The sequence below is a fragment of the Nodosilinea sp. LEGE 07298 genome, assembly GCF_015207265.1.
Taxonomy (GTDB): Bacteria; Cyanobacteriota; Cyanobacteriia; order Phormidesmidales; family Phormidesmidaceae; genus Nodosilinea.
The window spans coordinates 1-13,730 of sequence record NZ_JADEXE010000181.1 but is presented as its reverse complement, the minus strand read 5'-3'; the positions used below and the strand labels follow the sequence as shown (position 1 = coordinate 13,730).

Here is a 13,730-nt window from a genome sequence, read left to right as displayed (position 1 = left end):
CCGGGGAAGATCTGGCGGTGGCCTTTCACCTCAAGGCCGCTCCCCCCGTGGCTCCCCGCTACAATGTCGCTCCCACCCAGCCCGTGGCTACGGTGGTTGCCACCGCAGAGCAGCCAGAGCCGCATTTTCACCTCTTGCAGTGGGGCCTGATTCCAAGCTGGGCAAAAGATCCGACGATCGGCAGTCGTCTAATCAATGCTCGGGCCGAAACCGTGTCAGAAAAACCCTCCTTTCGAGCGGCCTTTAAACGGCGGCGGTGCCTGGTCTTGGCCGATGGCTTTTACGAATGGCAGCGGCAGGGCGACAGGCAACCCAAGCAGCCTCACTACATTTTTCTCAAAGATCACCAGCCCTTTGCCTTTGCCGGACTTTGGGAGCACTGGCATGACCCGATCAGCGGCGGCGAGCTGCAAACCTGCACCATTCTAACCACCGACCCCAATGAGCTTATGGAGCCCATTCACAACCGTATGCCGGTCATTTTGCCCCCCGAAGACTACGCCGCCTGGCTAGATCCCAGCTACTACCAACCCCAAACCCTCCAGGCCATGCTGCGCCCCTACGAGGCAGAGGCGATGGAGCGCTACCCGGTATCAAAAGTGGTCAACAAACCTCAGCACGACACCCCAGCCTGCATCGAACCCCTCGCCAGAGATAGCGAGTTGGGTTAAGAACCACGCGCTGAACTAGCCCGTACAACAGAAAGAGGGCTCTTTTGCTCAAACCCTAGCAGTTTAGCGCCCGCGAGCCAGATTTAGGTAATCTAGCTGAATCTCATTGGCCAGGCTCGTTTGCAGGCGTGTAAATAGTTATATGCAATCATTGAGCAGTGTGTGTCAGATGAAGATGAAGTGAAATTCTAATCAGAAATTTTGTGCCATTCTTACGGATCTGTTATTAAAGCACTAGTAGATATACGTAGAGTTTTTGCAAACTGCTGAAAGGGTTATATCTCTAGCGTCGTCCACAGCGATTTTCTCCGGTGCGATCGCATTCGGTAGGGAGCGTTGAGAAATTAAAAGCTGTTACTGCGGTTATGCCATGCTAAACATCAGCCAATTTGTCCGACAAGGTCCAACCCACCTTGTCTCTAGAGTGACTGGGTTAGCCTCCCTTGTGGCGCTGGTGCTGGTTAGCCTGCCCGCCCAGGCCAGTGTTATCCTAACTCGGGCCGATGTTGAAGCGCTGCGTAACCGGGTTGAGTTTATTCCCCGTGGTCGGCAGGCTCGAGCCGCCAGAATGTCAGATGTTTTGGCGGTGGGCGATGCCCTGCGCACCGCCGCCGCCGCCCAGGCCGACCTGCGCTTCAACGATGGCTCCCTAGCCCGCGTGGGCGAGCGGGCTACCTTTCGCTTTGTGCCCAACACCCGCAATTTTCGGCTCACTAACGGCACCGTGCTGCTGCTCATTCCGCCCGGACGGGGCCGCACTAACATTCAAACCCCCAGCGCTGTAACCGGCATTCAAGGCTCGGCAGTGGTCGTGCGCTACATCCCAGACAGCGACCTAACCGTTGTTATGGCCCTCACCAACAACCCCGCCGGGCCGATGACCATTACCGCCAACAGCTGTGGCGGTGATAGCACAGCCTGCGGCGCTACCGAGTACTCCCTATACGGCGGGCAGATGGCCCTGATTCAAAACAATCAGGTGCAGGTGGTCGAGTTCGATCTGCCCATGTTCTACCAAACCAGCCCCCTGGTAGAAGGGCTGGAGCTAGACAACCCCGACGCCGACGCTCCCCTCGGCCCTGACCTTGAAGCCGTGCGGGAAGAAACTCTGGAAGCCCTAGAAGATCAGACTCCCTTTAGCGCAGAAGTCGTTACCCTTATCAATCCGACCGTCATCGGATCAGATGGGACCAATCAGCTGTCCGGTGAGCAACCCTGGATGTTCTTTCCTGATGACTCTGGAGTCTCTCCCATTTCGATTCTGAGAGGGGTGCTAACGCCATGGGACGGGCTTATCACCACCATACCGTCCACTCAAATAGCCATCCCACAGCCTATTCAGCTTCCCGGACGACCTGGCGACTCCTTGATTGGTGGCGGTGATAATGAAGAGGTTGTTAATCGTGATCCAGAGTTTTTTATTCCTGATAAATAGAATCTGATTGGTGCGAAGATGTAGATCTGCTTCTGAGGCCGTTTCGCCCCACTTAGTTGAAACTCGCCATTACCTTCACAGCCACCCCAAACTCAGTGGTCAGGAATAGAAAATGGCGGCCTACGCAGCTGAACCGTTTTCATTCTGAGGGCTGCGGGTGCAAGAACTGGTCGGCAAAACCGGCCTGGTAGCGGAGTCACCAGGGGGTGAAGATGCTAGAATTTTGGCCATTCGAGCCGATATGGATGGGTTGCCCATTGCCAAACGGGTAAGCCTGCCTTTTGTCTCAAACCAGTTGGACACTATGTATGCCTACGGCCATAATGTACACACCATCACTGGACTAGGTGTGGCTATGTTGCAGGCTCAGCTCAATATGCCGCTACTGGGCACAACTTGGGTTGTGTCTAAGCCTGCAACAGACATTGTCCAAAGCGCTTGAGCAGGATGTATATAAAGATGAAGTAAAATCTTCATCGGGAACTTTATGCCATTCTTACGGATCTGTTATTAAAGATTAGTAGATATACGTAGAGTTCCTGCTAGCTGCTAAAAGGGTTGTGTTCCTAGGGTCGTTCATAGTGCCTTTACTTCGATGCGATCGCGCCCGGTAGAGAGCACCGAGAAACTAAGAAGCTGTTACTGCGGTTATGCCATGCTGAACGTCAGCCAATTTGTCCGGCGAGGCCCCAAGCCCCTTGCCTCTAAGGTGACTGGGTTGGTCTCCCTTGTCGCGCTAGTGCTCGTTGGCTTACCGGCCCAAGCTAGTGTGACCCTAACTCGGGCCGATGTTGAAGCGCTGCGTAACCGGGTCGAGTTTATTCCCCGTGGTCGGCAGGCTCGAGCCGCCAGAATGTCAGACTTTTTAGCCGTGGGCGATGCCCTGCGCACTGCCGCCACCGCCCAGGCCGACCTGCGCTTTAACGATGGGTCGCTGGCCCGAGTGGGCGAGCGGGCTACCTTTCGCTTTGTGCCCAACACCCGCAATTTTCGGCTCACCAACGGCACTGTGCTGCTGCTCATTCCGCCCGGACGGGGCCGCACCAATATTCAAACCCCCAGTGCCGTAACCGGCATTCAGGGGTCGGCAGTGGTCGTGCGCTACATCCCAGACAGCAATCTAACCGTTGTTATGGCCCTTACCAACAACCCCGCCGGGCCGATGACCATTACCGCCAACAGCTGTGGCGGCGATAGCGCTGCCTGCGGCGCTACCGAGTACTCCCTCTACGGCGGACAGATGGCCCTGATTCAAAACAATCAGGTGCAGGTGGTCGAGTTCGATCTGCCCATGTTCTACCAAACCAGCCCCCTGGTAGAAGGACTGGAGCTAGACAACCCCGACGCCGACTCTCCCCTCGGCCCTGACCTTGAAGCCGTGCGCGAAGAAACCCTGGAAGCGCTAGAAGAACAGGCTCCCTTTAGCGCAGAAGCTGTTACCCTCAACCCTGCCCTGATTGGCATCGACAGCACTAATCAAATCGCCAGTGAAGAACCCTGGGTGCTGTCTCCTGCCAACTCTGGCCCCGCACCTATCTCCATCCTACGAGGGGTACTCACCCCCGGAGATGGCTTAGTTACCACCATTCCGACCCAATCGGTAGGGTCGTCACCCATTCAGCCACCATTAACTGGCGGTAATGGTAATCCAGCGCCCATCCCTGTCGGCGGTGTCGCCAATCCTGGTCCAGTTACAGGTAATCCGGGCGGCGGCGTTACCGATCCCGGTCCGGTTACGGGTAATCCGGGCGGTGGTGTTACCGATCCTGGTCCGGTTACAGGTAATCCGGGCGGTGGCGTTACCGATCCTGGCCCTGTTACAGGTAATCCGGGTGGTGGCGTTACCGATCCTGGCCCTGTTACAGGTAATCCGGGCGGTGGTGTTACCGATCCTGGCCCTGTTACAGGTAATCCGGGCGGTGGTGTTACCGATCCTGGCCCTGTTACGGGTAATCCGGGTGGTGGACCTGGCGCGGGCAATCCGGGTGGTGGCGTCACCGATCCTGGACCTGGCGCTGGCAATCCGGGTGGTGGACCTGGCGCTGGCAATCCGGGTGGTGGACCTGGTGCGGGCAATCCGGGTGGTGGACCTGGTGCGGGCAATCCGGGTGGTGGACCTGGAAATGCTAATCCGCCGCCGTTTAACGGTGGAGTACCCGCTAACCCACCTGCCGAACCGGGGCCTTTTTTCCCCCCTGATAAATAAAGGCTTGCTGAGCTGGGTTAGTGGTTAAGCTAAGAGTCTAGGCTAAAAAGCCACTGGCAAGACAGGTTGGTGTGGTGTTATACATCAACTCTGGTCTGCTTTAGGCTAAACGTGGCCATTACCGACAGTGCTAACCCATGCTGAGCCAGATTAAATCTATTGTTGAGGCAATTTCGCCCCGCTTAGTTGAAATTCGCCGTCACCTTCACAGCCACCCTGAACTCAGTGGGCAAGAGTATAAAACGGCGGCCTACGCAGCGGGAGTGCTTTCATCCTGCGGGCTGCGGGTGCAAGAACTGGTGGGCAAAACTGGCGTCGTGGCCGAGTTACCGGGAGGCCAAGATCCTAGGATCTTGGCCATTCGCGCCGATATGGATGGTCTGCCCATTGCCGAACGGGTAGACCTGCCCTTTTCCTCTAACCAAACGGGCATTATGCATGCCTGTGGCCACGATGTGCACACCACAGTCGGCTTGGGTACGGCTATGGTGCTGGCTCAGCTGAATCTGCCGCTGCCGGGTACCACTCGGTTTTTGTTTCAGCCCGCTGAAGAAACCGCCCAGGGTGCCCGCTGGATGATTGAAGACGGGGTGATGGCGGGGGTTTCGGCGGTGTTGGGGCTGCACGCCTACCCCTCGGTACCCGCCCGCGCCATTGGCATTCGCTACGGCGCACTCACCGCCGCTGCCGATGATTTAGAGATAATTATTGTCGGTGAGTCGGGCCACGGAGCCCGCCCCCATGAGGCGATCGATGCCATCTGGATTGCTTCTCAGGTGGTCACCACCCTCCAGCAGGCGATTAGCCGCACCCAAAACCCGCTGCACCCGATTGTGCTTACCATTGGCCAAATTCATGGCGGGCGTGCCCCCAACGTGATTGCCGATACGGTCAGGCTGCTGGGCACGGTGCGATCGCTCCATCCCGATACCCGCAACCACCTGCCCCAGTGGATTGAGTCAGTTGTAGCCGGGGTCTGCCAACCCTACGGGGCCAAGTGCGAGGTCAACTACCGCCGAGGAGTGCCTTCGGTACTCAACGACCCCACCCTGACTGAACTCACCGCCCGCTGCGCCAGCGAGGCACTAGGCAACGAGTATCTGCAAATTATCCACGAGCCGTCGCTAGGGGCCGAAGACTTTTCGCTGTACCTAGAGCATGCTCCCGGCACCATGTTTCGCCTGGGGGTAGGCTTTACCGATCGCGCTATTAACTACCCTCTGCACCACCCCAAATTTGAGGTTGACGAATCGGCGATCGCCGCCGGAGTGCTGACGATGGCCTACACCAGCTACCGCTACTGGCAGCTGCCTGGTCTTTAGGCCTACAATCTGGGCTTACTAGCCGTCTAGGCCAGTCTGTAGGGCCGTTCAGCACTGAACGTACAGCCCAGGCCAAAACTTCGATAGACTGATTGGTTTGGGTGCCACTCCCGGAGGATAACCGTTGTCAACGCCGATTCCTATTTACCTGGTGAACCAGACCGACTTTGCCAAAGACCACCCCGACAGCCAGACCTGGGCCAAGGCCACCGGGTTTAAGGCAGACCCCAACACCTTTTGTCTGGTGCCCGGTGCCGAGGGCAACCTGGCCAAAGTTCTAGTCGGCAAACCCGACCCGGTCGATACCTGGGCCTTGGGCAACCTTCCTAAAGCCCTGCCGCCCCACACCTACACCCTGGCCGATGCCTGGCCCGCAGACCTTGCGACCAAGCTCTGGCTAGGCTGGAGTCTGGGTCGCTACAGCTTTGCCAAGTACAAGCGTCAATCTGCACCGGCTATGGCCGAACTAGTGCCCCCCACCGGAGCCGATGCGGCCTATGTCAACACCACCGTCGCCGCTACCACCCTGGCGCGCGACCTAATCACCACCCCCGCTGGCGATATGGGGCCAGAGCAGCTAGAGGCGGCGGCTCAAAAACTGTGCGATCGCCATGCTGCTAACCTGAGCGCCATTACAGGCGACGACCTACTGGCCCAAAACTATCCCCTGATCCACGCCGTAGGTCGTGCCTCTACCCAAGCTCCACGGCTGCTCGACATCACCTGGGGCAACCCCGATGCCCCCAGGGTGACGATAGTGGGCAAAGGCGTCTGCTTTGATACTGGCGGTCTCGACATTAAGCCCGCTGCTGGTATGAAGCTGATGAAAAAAGACATGGGCGGTGCCGCCAACGCGCTGGGCCTAGCCGAGATGGTCATGGGCCTACAGCTACCCGTACGCCTGCGAGTGCTGATCCCCGCTGTTGAAAACAGCATTGCCGGAAATGCCCTGCACCCTCTCGATGTAGTTCCCTCACGTCGGGGGCTCACGGTGGAAGTGGGCAACACCGACGCCGAAGGCCGCCTGGTGCTGGCCGATGCCCTGTGGGAAGCCGTTTGCGAAGAACCCGCCCCTCAGCTAGTGGTCGACTTTGCTACCCTCACCGGGGCCGCCCGCATTGCCCTGGGTACAGAGCTACCGGCCTGCTTTAGCAATCAGCCAGAGCAAGCCAACGCCCTGTTGACCTGCGGCTTATCGGTAGATGACCCACTGTGGCAGTTGCCTCTGCATCAGCCCTACCGAGCCATGCTGGATAGCTCCGTAGCCGATCTCTCGAATATCTCCAACAACTCCTATGGCGGATCGATTACCGCCGCCCTGTTTTTGCAGGAGTTTACTCGTCCTGAAATTCCCTGGGTGCACCTCGACCTAATGGCTTGGAATGTGCGCACCCTGCCCGGTCGCCCTGAGGGGGGAGAGGCGATGGGGATACGGGCCGTATTTGAGCTGATTCGGCAGCAGGTGGCAAAGGGCGCGTCTCAACCTTTAGCTCCGCAGTGAGTCAGGGAAATGGAGGAAGGCTGGGCGGCTGACCTAAAATACCTCTCAGAGATCCAACCGCTAACAACCCCTACCCTGCCCACGACGTAGGGGTTGTTTAGATCGGACAAAATCTGGCGATTCAAATAATGCTTACAAAGCATTCATCTAAATCTTAAAGTATTGTAAAGTGAGTAGTGTGAATGAACATCTGCCTCTCAGTGGCCGTCATTTAATTTGCAGCGTCGGGTCTAATCATTCAGGACTTAGAAAGCCAACACAGTCAAAAGTTGAAGCGCTATGGTTCACGATTGCCATCTCAGAATAGCTACTGTCAGCAGGTCCTAAAAAAGTAGCAATGGTCACATTACGACTAGGTACAAAGCCCTACCTAAAGGTATATGTCACCTCTCTAAGCTTTGTATACTATTTGTATAGTATCGAACACGATTGACAGTAATTCTAGTTAGGCCAATAACCCTACTGTGGTGTTTCGCTTAACTAGAGTTTAAGCTTCTATATTGAGCTTTCTAACCAGATAGTTTACTTAGAGTGCTAATCCAAAAGTCGCTACTCAGTCATGAATATTGTGTGGCTAATACGTCAAAACTTGCGTAAGTAGTAGCGCAAAAGTCCCCCATATAAACTCGTGCCCCGTAGCCCTTATGAATTCTGACAAACAGTTGAGAATACTATATTCTTCAGGTCCTGTAGACGCTACAAGTGTTTATATGCACTGGGTTTTAGGCCAAGATGATCCTTCTCACTTTGCGATCACCTATGCTCAACACTTTTATGAATTAGCCAGTAAGTTTAATGCAAAATCTTGGCTTATTTCGGCAAGGGATAAGCAAGGTCTGATCCAAGATAAGAATTTTAGGATTGAATTTAGATCCTTAAAACATCATTTTAGAAGTAGCATTGCCTACTTTGCCGGTCAGTTTTGGTCGGGCTTGAGGCTGATTACATCGGCAATCTTGTTCAAAACCGACATTTTGATTGCTACCCAAGATAGAACCTTTTGGTTCCTCCTCGGTATTCTGCCTTTATTCGGCATCAAAATTGTTCCTACAATTCACTGCACTCTGTGGCCTAAGTACAAACAGCCTAGTACCGTACAGAACATCATTCAAAAGCTGAATAGCTTATTCTTTCAGTATGGTTGCGTAGAAATTTGCGTCGTCTCCGAAGACATCAAAGACCAGATTATCAAGATCACCAATGGCAAAAGCCGTCCTATACGGACATTTGTTCCTACCTACAGAGAAGATTTTCTCAACAACATTAAGATTCAGCATTACAACGCTAAAGCTGATACGTTTAAGGTTTTGTTTGCTGGCAGAGTAGAAACGAGTAAAGGAGTTTACTTGCTTCTAGAAGTTGCCAAGAAATTTATAGCTGCCAAGCCCGACTGTGTTTTTAACGTCTGTGGTACTGGTGGTGAGGTAGAAAACCTCAAAGCCGCTGCAATGAAAGCTGGCATTGCCGATCGGTTTGTTGTGCATGGTCATTGCAAGCGAGATAAGCTGCGCAAGATGTATGAAACGTCTCACGTTGTGGTGGTACCAACAACCAAAGACTTTGTTGAAGGATTTAACAAAGTTGTGGCTGAGGGCGTAATTGTGGGCCGACCGATCGTTACCTCGCCCGTTTGTCCAGCACTATCTGTAGTTAGAGATGCTGCTGTAGAAGTTGCTCCTGACAATGTAGAGGAATACTTCAAGGCTATTTTGAGGTTGGCGACAGACAAGGATTTTTATGAGCAGAAGCAGAGAAATGCTATGGCCCTAAGGGCTCAGTTTTTCTCATACTCCAAGAGTTGGCAGGCCCAAGTAGAAAGCGTTGTTCAAAAGATTTGTAGAGACACTTCGGATTCTAGAGATACATTGAATTTTAGTGACTACAAACGAGAAGTGGCTCATCAAACCCCGCTGACCGCTGACTCAGAACCCGTTTTGCCCCGAAAATGATGATAGACCAGCTAGAGCTTAGCTAAAGCTCTAGCTGGTCTCGGTACAGCCCCTTGACTAGGTTGTCGATCTGCTCTTCGTGGCAGCAATCGATCAAAATGTAGAAGGCTTCTAGCAGTTTGGCAGCGCTATCGCCCATCAGCGGGCTGAGGCCCCATACGTCCTGCACCCAGTCTTGTGGGTCGGTGGCGTCAAAAATCATTCGCTCTAGCAGCTGCTTGGCTTCGGCTTTGGAAATAGACATGACGTTCTAGGGAGTAACTGGCCTGGCTCATCTTACCGCACGAGGTTGGCGGGATGGGGTAGCAGTGTTGGCGGGATGGGGTAGCAGTGCGATAGACTTCCTTTCTTTGTGGGTATGTTGGGTCAGTGAAGTTAGCCCAGGATTAGGAGTGAAGGATTTCTAATTTGAGCATGAAACTTCCATAAACTCCATCCAACTATATGGTTGTAACCAAGCTTCTTCGGTACGACTAGAGTAAAGCCACGCAGAAAGCCCATGAGCCTAGAGCAAACGCTACAATTCTTGCCATCTGATGCCACTGAGGCCATTGTTGAGGGAAACTTTTCTAAACCATTCCTCAAAGCATTGGGTTTTGAAGATTTAGAAATGGTGCCCCAATTTCCGGTAAGCAATCGAGCTGTTGACCACGCCGCTCGCAAGAACACCAGTAACGACATTTTTCTTGAAAGCTTCAAAAACCCGCACCTCTATATGGAGGTGAAAGCGCGATCGGAGAACTTGGCGGATCAGTGTCACCCCAACTATTGCAGGGCAGCTCAACAGCTCAAGCACTATTTGTTAGATCCAGCTTCTAAATCAGTAAAATGGGGTCTCTTAACCAATTCACTCCACGCTCAGTTGTTCCGCAAGCACGGCAAGGTAGTTCACCCCGTAACGCCCTGCCTACCGCTAGACGGAGATATTAAACGTGTCGTCAAAGATCTCAAGCAACACCTAGAAAGCCCTAGACGAGCGCTGATAGTAGCGGTTTACAACAACAAAGGTGGCGTTGGTAAAACAACCACTACGTTAAACTTGGCTGCTACGCTAGCTTTGCTTAAAAAGCGAGTATTAGTTGTAGATTTCGATCCTAACCAGAGTGATCTAGGTGATGCCCTAAACCTAAAGCCACTGAGAGGAAAGATTCTAGACATTCTCAAGAGCAAAGAAGCCGATGCCAGAGATATTATCACTTCTTACAAGTTCGAGCATCCTAAGCTTCCGGAGCCTTTAGGGTTCGATGTAATCTTAGCCGATGAAGATTTAATCAGCGATGTTGACGAAGCAAAATTGAAACAGCAGGTCAAACTTCATGCCCTGCGGCGGGTATTAGAGTCAGTACAGGGAGAATATGACTACATTCTGATTGATGCCCCTCCGAATTGGCGAGTTTTTGCTCAAAAAGCTATTTATGCTGCTGACGTTGTATTAATACCAGCACGGCACGACAACCTACATTCTCTTCAAAATGCAGGTATGGCGATTACTCGTTTTATCCCTGAAATGCAGGCGGAACGGCGGCGATTTGGAGAAGCCGGCCCAATGGCATTACCTATATTTATGAACAATGCATTTAGGATATCTGATGCTCAATTACAGCTCATGCATCAAGCTGTGGCCAAAATTATAAAAGACGGCAGAAGCAGCCCAACAAAGTTTGACTTAACCCCATATTTTTACCCTAAGTTTCGCAAAGGCCACAAGGATTTACGGATGATCAGCATCCCATACATGGCCTACATTTCAAGGGCTGATTTCATGCATATACCTGCGGCGTTTGCGTTTAAGCCTGCCCGAGAGCAATATCTAAACCTTGTGAAGGAGTACTTTCTCTAATGAGCCTTTCAGACGTTGGCAACCTAATGTGTCTGCCCTTTGATGAAATTGAGCCGGGTGAACCCAGCGAAGTCCACGAATACTTAATTCAATTCGCAGCAAATCAGCTTGGGCCAGAGGGTCGCAACTGGATTCCTTTAGTCGTTAAAGAAACTGCCCCTGACCAGTACCAGGTCGTTGGCAACGCATTTATCTACGCCGTCGCAGCCGAAGCTGGTTTAGGCGAAGTGTGGTGCATCATTGCCGACGATTCCCCAGAGACGGTTGCCATTACCCAAGCCCTGGCCCAAGAAACCCAGCCAAAAACCAACTTATCTACGGCTAGTCGTGAGGAAATTTCTGCTGCAATCGACTACCTCATGAGCCAGGCGGATAGCCCACTTAAAGGAACTAATCCGGCTTCTTTAGTAGCTCGGTTAGACGATGCTCCTCGCCAGTACTGGAAAGACCTGAAACCGATCACCAAACTGGGATGCCGTATCACTGCTGGCAAGAAGCTCAAAGCGCTAGAGCAGATTTTTTACCTGACTCCAAAACCTCTACCCGAGGTGATTACAGACCGCGCCCTGCTAGAGTCACTCAACACTCAGCAGCTCAAGGCGATGGCCAAAAAACGCGAGATAGAAGGGCTCTCAAAGCTGAAGAAAGCTGATTTAGTCAAGCTCTTAGCAGCCGCTTGAGGGGGAAGACCATTAGCCCCGCTGTGCCACTGGTACGATACCCTGGAGGCAACCCTACGGCGATAACCCATGCTGGATTTACAGCAGTTTTACGATGCCTGCGACCCCACCCAGCCGCTGCGGGGCAAGCGCTACTACATTGACTTTTCGACCGTGCGCGGCGGCGACATTGTGCAAGAGCTAGAGCGCAAGATCGCTCGGCTGGCCCGCAATCGCCCCACCACTCAGCTCTTTACCGGCCACATTGGCTGCGGCAAATCGACCGAGCTGTTTCGCCTTCAAGATGCCCTGATACGGCGCAGCTATGAGGTGATCTATTTTGAGTCAGACCGTGATTTAGAAATGGCCGATGTTGAGATCTCGGACATTTTGCTCAGCATTGCCCACAACATTAGTGAGCACCTCGACAAAATTGGCATCGTCACTAAGCCCACCTACTTGCAAGGTCTATTTCAAAACCTGGCCGATACCCTGCGCACGCCGATGGAAATTTCTGACGTGAGCTTTTCGGCGGGTCTGGCCAGCATTACCGCCTCGGCTAAGCAAAGCCCGGATATGCGCAGCCAGCTGCGCCAGTACCTGGAGCCACGCACCCGCAGCATTATTACCGCCATCAACGACGAGCTGCTGACCCCCGCCAACGATCGCCTTCAGCAGCAGGGCAAAAACCGCCTGGTGGTGATTATGGACAACCTCGATCGCATCGATAGCGCCCTGCGATCTCAGGGGCGGCTACAGTCGGAGTATATTTTTGTCGATCGCGGTGAACAGCTGAAACAGCTCGACTGCCACCTGGTCTACACCATTCCGCTAGAGCTAATGTTTTCCAACGATCTGGTGCGACTGGCGAATCGGTTTGGCACCAACCCAATGGTGTTGCCCATGGTGCCCGTGCGCGATCGCAAAGGCAACCCCGATGATGCGGGCATGGCCCTGCTGCGGCAGATGGTGCTAATTCGCGCCTTCCCAGATCTCAATGTGAACCAGCGCATTGATGCGGTGGGCGAAGTTTTTGACGCGATCGCCACCCTAGATCGCCTCTGCCAGGTCAGCGGCGGCCACATGCGCAACCTGATTCGGCTGCTAGACGGCTGTTTGCGCAAGCAAGACCCGCCCTTTTTGCGCGCTACCCTGGAGGCCGTAATTCGTAACGAGCGCGACAGCCTGATGGGCTTAGTCAGCGACCACGAGTGGGATCTGCTCTTACAGGCGGTCTCGCGCCAGGATGTGCAGGGCGATGAAGACTACAACATTTTGGTACGCAGCCTGTTTTTGTACGAGTACCGCGACGACCAGGGCCGCTGGTTTGGCCTCAACCCCCTGCTGGCTGAAACCGATCGCTACCGCAGCTGGCTGGCCCAGCAGCCCCGGTCATGAGTATCGCCAGCCCCAGCAGCGCTAGCCCCACCGAAATTTTGGCCCACAACCAGGCCGCTTTAACGGAGCTACAGCGGGCGATTACCCTGCGGCCCAACCGCTTTTCGCTGGTGCTGGCCCGGTGCAACTACTCGCGCCTGCAGCGATTGGTGGTTGACCATTTGCAGAGCACAGCTACTTTGACAGAACGGCCCCTGGTGGAGCGATCGCTGACCGCCCACGTTACCACCCTGCTGCAGGCGCTGACCGCCGAGCCCTTAGACAATCCACCCTTTGCCCTGATGGTGACCGGGCTAGAGCAAGTGCAGAATATTGCGGCAGTATTTAAGGCTGCCAACCTGGGCCGCAACGCCTTTCCGAAGGCGCTGCCGTTTCCGGTGGTGCTGTGGGTGAGCGATCGCACCCTAGCCAGCCTTACCCGCCACGCCCCCGACTTTAAAAGCTTTGCCGCCGCTCCCATTCCCTTTGAGTACCCGCCCGGCGAGCTGATTCACTCGCTGCACGCCAGCGCCAACGACCTGTTTGCCACCATGCTGACCCTGGGGGATGATAGCCCCCACCACACCGAGGCCTCTGACTATAGCCAGGGCTCGGCCCTGCGCACCGAGCTAGAGTTTGCCCTAGTCGATATTGCTCAAACCCACGCCACCCTCGACGGCGAACTCAAAGCCAGCCTCGATTTTCTCAAAGGCCGTGACGCTCTGGGCCGCAGCGATCTCGACGTCGCCCGCTACCACTTCGAGCAAAGC

General features: G+C 54.2%; 11 protein-coding genes and 1 pseudogene. 11 read left to right on the top strand and 1 reads right to left on the bottom strand.

The window, feature by feature from the left end; genetic code table 11:
- From IQ273_RS21470 to IQ273_RS21440, 7 genes are all read left to right on the top strand, one after another.
- A partial coding sequence (locus IQ273_RS21470) for an SOS response-associated peptidase (RefSeq protein ID WP_228053523.1) occupies positions 1-671 on the top strand: 671 nt, incomplete at its 5' end.
- A 424-nt stretch (positions 672-1,095) separates the two neighbouring features.
- Positions 1,096-2,106 carry a FecR domain-containing protein gene (locus IQ273_RS21465; RefSeq protein WP_194025203.1) on the top strand — a complete coding sequence of 337 codons (1,011 nt, stop codon included), beginning with the start codon at positions 1,096-1,098 and terminating at the stop codon, positions 2,104-2,106.
- 157 nt (positions 2,107-2,263) lie between these two features.
- Positions 2,264-2,548: a hypothetical protein gene (locus tag IQ273_RS21460; RefSeq protein ID WP_194025202.1), complete on the top strand. Its 285-nt coding sequence runs from the start codon at positions 2,264-2,266 to the stop codon at positions 2,546-2,548.
- A gap of 213 nt (positions 2,549-2,761) precedes the next feature.
- Complete coding sequence (locus IQ273_RS21455; protein ID WP_194025201.1) at positions 2,762-4,312, top strand: FecR family protein; 1,551 nt, start codon at positions 2,762-2,764, stop codon at positions 4,310-4,312.
- A gap of 137 nt (positions 4,313-4,449) precedes the next feature.
- Complete coding sequence (locus IQ273_RS21450) at positions 4,450-5,634, top strand: M20 family metallopeptidase (RefSeq protein WP_194025200.1); 1,185 nt, start codon at positions 4,450-4,452, stop codon at positions 5,632-5,634.
- Between the two features lie 124 nt (positions 5,635-5,758).
- On the top strand, positions 5,759-7,135 hold the full coding sequence (locus tag IQ273_RS21445) for a M17 family metallopeptidase (RefSeq protein WP_194025199.1): 1,377 nt from the start codon (positions 5,759-5,761) through the stop codon (positions 7,133-7,135).
- 644 nt (positions 7,136-7,779) lie between these two features.
- Positions 7,780-9,084, top strand: coding sequence for a glycosyltransferase family 4 protein (locus tag IQ273_RS21440; protein ID WP_194025198.1), 1,305 nt, complete (start codon positions 7,780-7,782; stop codon positions 9,082-9,084).
- A gap of 22 nt (positions 9,085-9,106) precedes the next feature.
- Here IQ273_RS21440 and IQ273_RS21435 read toward each other — a convergent pair whose 3' ends face one another.
- The gene (locus tag IQ273_RS21435; RefSeq protein WP_194025197.1) at positions 9,107-9,328 is read right to left on the bottom strand and encodes a hypothetical protein; all 222 of its coding nucleotides are present in this window, start codon (positions 9,326-9,328) and stop codon (positions 9,107-9,109) included.
- 255 nt (positions 9,329-9,583) lie between these two features.
- Between IQ273_RS21435 and IQ273_RS21430 the strand changes: the two genes are divergently transcribed.
- The 4 genes and pseudogenes from IQ273_RS21430 to IQ273_RS21415 form a co-directional block, all read left to right on the top strand.
- The gene (locus IQ273_RS21430; protein ID WP_194025196.1) at positions 9,584-10,924 is read left to right on the top strand and encodes a ParA family protein; all 1,341 of its coding nucleotides are present in this window, start codon (positions 9,584-9,586) and stop codon (positions 10,922-10,924) included.
- Entirely contained in the window at positions 10,924-11,604 is a 681-nt protein-coding gene (locus IQ273_RS21425; protein ID WP_194025195.1) for a Rho termination factor N-terminal domain-containing protein, read from the top strand. Before IQ273_RS21430 ends, IQ273_RS21425 begins: the two co-directional genes overlap by 1 nt.
- A 69-nt stretch (positions 11,605-11,673) precedes the next feature.
- The gene (locus IQ273_RS21420; protein ID WP_194025194.1) at positions 11,674-12,981 is read left to right on the top strand and encodes an AAA family ATPase; all 1,308 of its coding nucleotides are present in this window, start codon (positions 11,674-11,676) and stop codon (positions 12,979-12,981) included.
- Positions 12,978-13,730 (top strand): annotated as a pseudogene (locus tag IQ273_RS21415) (hypothetical protein); the annotation flags it as partial. The gene IQ273_RS21420 and the pseudogene IQ273_RS21415, both read left to right, overlap by 4 nt.